6 protein-coding genes are annotated in these 4,001 nt (G+C 59.9%); 1 reads left to right on the top strand and 5 read right to left on the bottom strand.

The features are described from left to right. Positions 1-59: 59 nt before the first annotated feature. The 5 genes from K9857_RS29865 to K9857_RS29885 all read right to left on the bottom strand — a co-directional run bounded on the left by K9857_RS29865 (position 60) and on the right by K9857_RS29885 (position 2,846). Positions 60-431, bottom strand: coding sequence for a glutathione S-transferase N-terminal domain-containing protein (locus tag K9857_RS29865; protein ID WP_224542106.1), 372 nt, complete (start codon positions 429-431; stop codon positions 60-62). 104 nt (positions 432-535) lie between these two features. Beyond that, positions 536-1,081 carry a GTP cyclohydrolase I FolE gene (gene folE, locus K9857_RS29870; protein WP_110964232.1) on the bottom strand — a complete coding sequence of 182 codons (546 nt, stop codon included), beginning with the start codon at positions 1,079-1,081 and terminating at the stop codon, positions 536-538. 77 nt (positions 1,082-1,158) lie between these two features. After that, complete coding sequence (locus K9857_RS29875; RefSeq protein WP_224542108.1) at positions 1,159-1,716, bottom strand: Smr/MutS family protein; 558 nt, start codon at positions 1,714-1,716, stop codon at positions 1,159-1,161. Positions 1,717-1,804: 88 nt separating this feature from the next. Continuing rightward, complete coding sequence (locus tag K9857_RS29880; RefSeq protein ID WP_175376941.1) at positions 1,805-2,125, bottom strand: hypothetical protein; 321 nt, start codon at positions 2,123-2,125, stop codon at positions 1,805-1,807. Between the two features lie 130 nt (positions 2,126-2,255). Next, positions 2,256-2,846 (bottom strand): cysteine hydrolase family protein, encoded by a 591-nt coding sequence (locus K9857_RS29885; protein ID WP_224542111.1) that lies wholly within the window; start codon positions 2,844-2,846, stop codon positions 2,256-2,258. A 239-nt stretch (positions 2,847-3,085) separates the two neighbouring features. On the opposite strand from K9857_RS29885, the gene prmB reads away from it, so the two are divergent. Then, positions 3,086-3,994 (top strand): 50S ribosomal protein L3 N(5)-glutamine methyltransferase, encoded by a 909-nt coding sequence (gene prmB / locus K9857_RS29890; protein ID WP_224542113.1) that lies wholly within the window; start codon positions 3,086-3,088, stop codon positions 3,992-3,994. Positions 3,995-4,001 lie beyond the last annotated feature (7 nt).

A 4,001-nucleotide genomic window follows, 5' to 3' on the forward strand; every position in this document is an offset into this window, starting at 1 on the left:
CTATTCCTGTAGGAGCGAGGCTTGCCCGCGAAGAGGCCCTCCATCACACCACAAAACCATCAGACAGCCGCAAACCGCTTATCCAGATAATCAATGATCACCTTGGACTCATACATCCAGGTGGTCTTGCCGTCTTCTTCGATACGCAGGCACGGCACTTTGATCTTGCCGCCTTGCTCGAGCAGGGTCTGGCGATCCTGTTCGTTGTTCTTCGCATCGCGCAACGCCACCGGCACGTTCAGGCGGCGCAGGGTGCGGCGGGTTTTCACGCAGAACGGGCAGGCGTGGAACTGATACAGGGTCAGGCCCTTGGCCGAGGCTTCGACCTGGGCCTGGGCGGCGGCGGGGCGTTGCTTCTTGCCGGGGCGGGTGATGAAGTCGATGAGGATGATCAGTTGGCCGAGGCCGACACGAAGCGCTTTGACGAGCATATTGCAAGCCTCACGGGGCAAATGAAGAAAGGCGCGCAGCTTACCTGATTTTTCACGGGCGAAAAAAAACCGGCGATGAATGCCGGTTTTCTTACGCAAGCGAATTACTTGATCAGGCTGAGGAATTCGCTGCGGGTGGCGGCGTTCTCGCGGAACTCACCGAGCATCACCGAGGTGATCATCGACGAATTCTGCTTTTCCACACCGCGCATCATCATGCACATGTGCTTGGCCTCGATCACCACTGCAACGCCCAGGGCACCGGTCACCTGCTGGACCGCATCGGCGATCTGGCGGCTGAGGTTTTCCTGGATCTGCAGGCGGCGGGCGTACATATCGACGATCCGCGCGACTTTCGACAGGCCCAAGACCTTGCCGCTCGGAATGTAGGCGACGTGGGCCTTGCCGATGAATGGCAGCAGGTGGTGTTCGCACAACGAGTAGAGCTCGATGTCCTTGACCAGCACCATTTCGCTGTTGTCGGAGCTGAACAAGGCACCGTTGGTGACCTCTTCGAGCGTCTGCTCGTAACCGCGGCAGAGGTACTTCATGGCTTTGGCGGCACGTTTTGGCGTGTCGAGCAGGCCTTCGCGGGAGACGTCCTCGCCCAATTGGCCGAGGATCGCGGTGTAATTCTGTTCCAGGGACATGAAACTACCTGTGGGATTTTACGCAAAGGGCAAGGGTACGGTGGCGGACACGGCGCTGCAAGCGTGACGCATCAGCTTTACTCGTCGCGACCTTCCATCATGGTGCGCTTGAGCATCACATAAACGGCGCCGGCACCGCCATGTTTGGCCTGGCAGGAGGTGAAGCCGAGCACTTGCGGATGCTGGCGCAGCCAGGTGTTGACGTGGCTTTTGATCATCGGCCGCTTGCCGTCCAGGCGCACAGCCTTGCCGTGGGTGACGCGCACGCAGCGGATTTCGAATTTGGTCGCTTCGGCCAGGAACGCCCAGAGGGTTTGCCGGGCCTTTTCCACGTTCATGCCGTGCAGGTCGAGGCTGCCTTCGAATGGAATCTGCCCGACCTTGAGCTTGCGCATCTGGCTTTCCTGCACGCCGTCACGGGCCCACATCAGCTCGTCTTCAGGCCCGACGTCGATCACGAACTGATCGGACAGACCGTCTACGGTAGCGACATCAGTGCGCACGGTGGCGGACTGGCGCAGCTTGGCGATCTGTGCGCGGTCAGCTTTGGGTTTGCCGGTTTCGGCGCGATCGTGCTTGATCGGCTTGACGCCTTGGATCGCACTTTTGAACAGGGAAAAATCGTCGTCTTGCATGTCAGCCTCCGCGAAGGGCGGCCAGTTTACCCAACTCGAAGCAAATGGGCGCGCGACAAAACGCGCGGCGTTCGATCCGGGCAGGGTTTCAGTCGTGTTTCTTCATAAGATGCGGGGACATGTTCAGCTCTCGCGACTGCCGCGAGCGACGGCGGCAGCGGCGCCACAGCCACACGCCGATGTACAGCACGAACAGGCCGACCACCAGGACTACAGCAGCACCGCCGCGATTGGTGTTCATCTCGCCCAGGGCAGGGGCGTGGCCCAGCAGTGCGGCGACGCCGGCCATGGCGAGCAGAACTCCGCAGGTTGCCAGCAGCGCGGCGAACGCCGCGCCGATTCGAAAACGCCAGTTGCGTTGGCCTTTGGGGCGCAAGCGGCGAGCGTCAAAACCATCGGATAACTTCATTCCGACCTTCCTCAGTGGGTATCGGCCCTTCGACCGGAAGTTGACCGGGTTGTTCCTGAGGCTAAGACAATTACAGCTAATGAGAGGCTTTTGCGGATGAGCGGCGCATGGGCCGCTCATTGAACATCGATCAGATCAGGCTGTTGGTCTGGGCAACGGCGGCAAAGTTGTCGGCCATGATTGCCATTTCAGTCTGCTGAACATGCTCGGCGCTCAGCACGCCACCCTTGTAGGGCAGGTCGCGGGTGGCGCAGGCGTCTTCCACGAGGGTGCAGCGAAAGCCCAGGTTTTTCGCTGCCCGCACCGTGGTGCTGACGCTGGAGTGGCTCATGAAACCGCACACCACCAGATCCACCGAACCCAGTTCTTCGAGGCGTTTTTTCAGATCGGTGCCGTGAAACGCACTGGGCAGAATCTTCTCGATCCTGATTTCACCGTCCAGCGGCTCCAGCCCTGGAATGAACTGGCCACGCTCCCCGCGTGGGTCGAACAGACCACCGACAGTGCCGAGATGGCTGACGTGCACAATCGGCCGACCGGCTGCACGGGCGGCAGTGACCAATTGTTTGATGTTCGCGACTGCCTCATCCATGCCGCTCAGGGCAAGCGGGCCGCTGAGGTACTCTTTCTGGGCATCGATAATGATCAGGGTCGCATGACTCAGTTTGGCCGCCGGATAACCGCGGCCGCTGAGTTGAAACATCGTTTGTGGAACGGACATTCTGGGGCTCCTTGGAGTGGGGCTTTTGCGCCATTGTCCTCTGGCTGAGCGCTTCTGTGAATCGCTACCATCGTAGGCACCGTCGTTACTGGCGTGCAGCGTTGTCAAGTGGTCCGTTTTGTTCAATACCCAAGTGAAAAAAGAGATTAGTCCTACATCGGCGATGGCGTTTTCCCGCGTTCGTCCTGCCGACGTTTGACTGGTAGAATCGCCAGTCGATTTTTCTGGAGTTTGCCGTTGTGATCACTTCCCGCCTTCGTACCCTGCGTGACCATATTCGTTGGGCCGTCAGCCGCTTTCATGGGGAGGATCTGTTTTTCGGCCATGGCACCGACAATGCCTGGGATGAAGCGCGGCAACTGGTGTTGGGCGCGCTGCATCTGCCGTGGGAAATCTCTGACAGCTATCTGGACTGCAATCTGGAAGAAGACGAAGTCGCGCATTTGCAGTTGCTGCTCAAGCGCCGCATCGAAGAGCGTGTGCCGACGGCCTATCTGCTGGGCGAGGCCTGGTTCTGCGGCCTGTCGTTCATCGTCGATGAGCGCGTGCTGATCCCGCGCTCGCCGATCGGCGAGTTGATCGAAAACCGTTTTACCCCATGGCTGGGCACGGAACCTGCGCGGATCCTCGACCTGTGCACCGGCTCCGGTTGCATCGGTATCGCCTGCGCCTACGAGTTCCAGGACGCCGAAGTGGTCTTGGCCGATCTGTCGTTCGAAGCGCTGGAAGTGGCCAACCAGAATATCGAACGCCATGGCGTCGATGAGCGGGTCTTCACGGTGCAGGGTGATGGTTTCGATGGCTTGCCGGGTCAGCGGTTCGACCTGATCGTGTCGAACCCGCCGTATGTGGACGCCGAAGATTTCGCCGACATGCCGGACGAATACCAGCATGAACCGGAGCTGGGCCTGGCCTGCGGTGACGATGGCTTGAATCTGGTGCGCCGCATGCTCGCCGAAGCGGCGGATCACCTGACCGAGAAGGGCTTGTTGATTGTCGAGGTGGGCAACAGCCAGATTCACGTTGAAGCGCTGTACCCGGAAGTCGACTTCGCCTGGCTTGAGTTCGAGCGTGGCGGGCATGGCGTGTTCATGTTGACGGCCGAACAGTGCCGCGATCATCAGGCGTTGTTCGCATCCCGCGTGTGACCTTTAA

Source organism: Pseudomonas sp. REP124 (genome assembly GCF_020164475.1).
Classification (GTDB): domain Bacteria; phylum Pseudomonadota; class Gammaproteobacteria; order Pseudomonadales; family Pseudomonadaceae; genus Aquipseudomonas.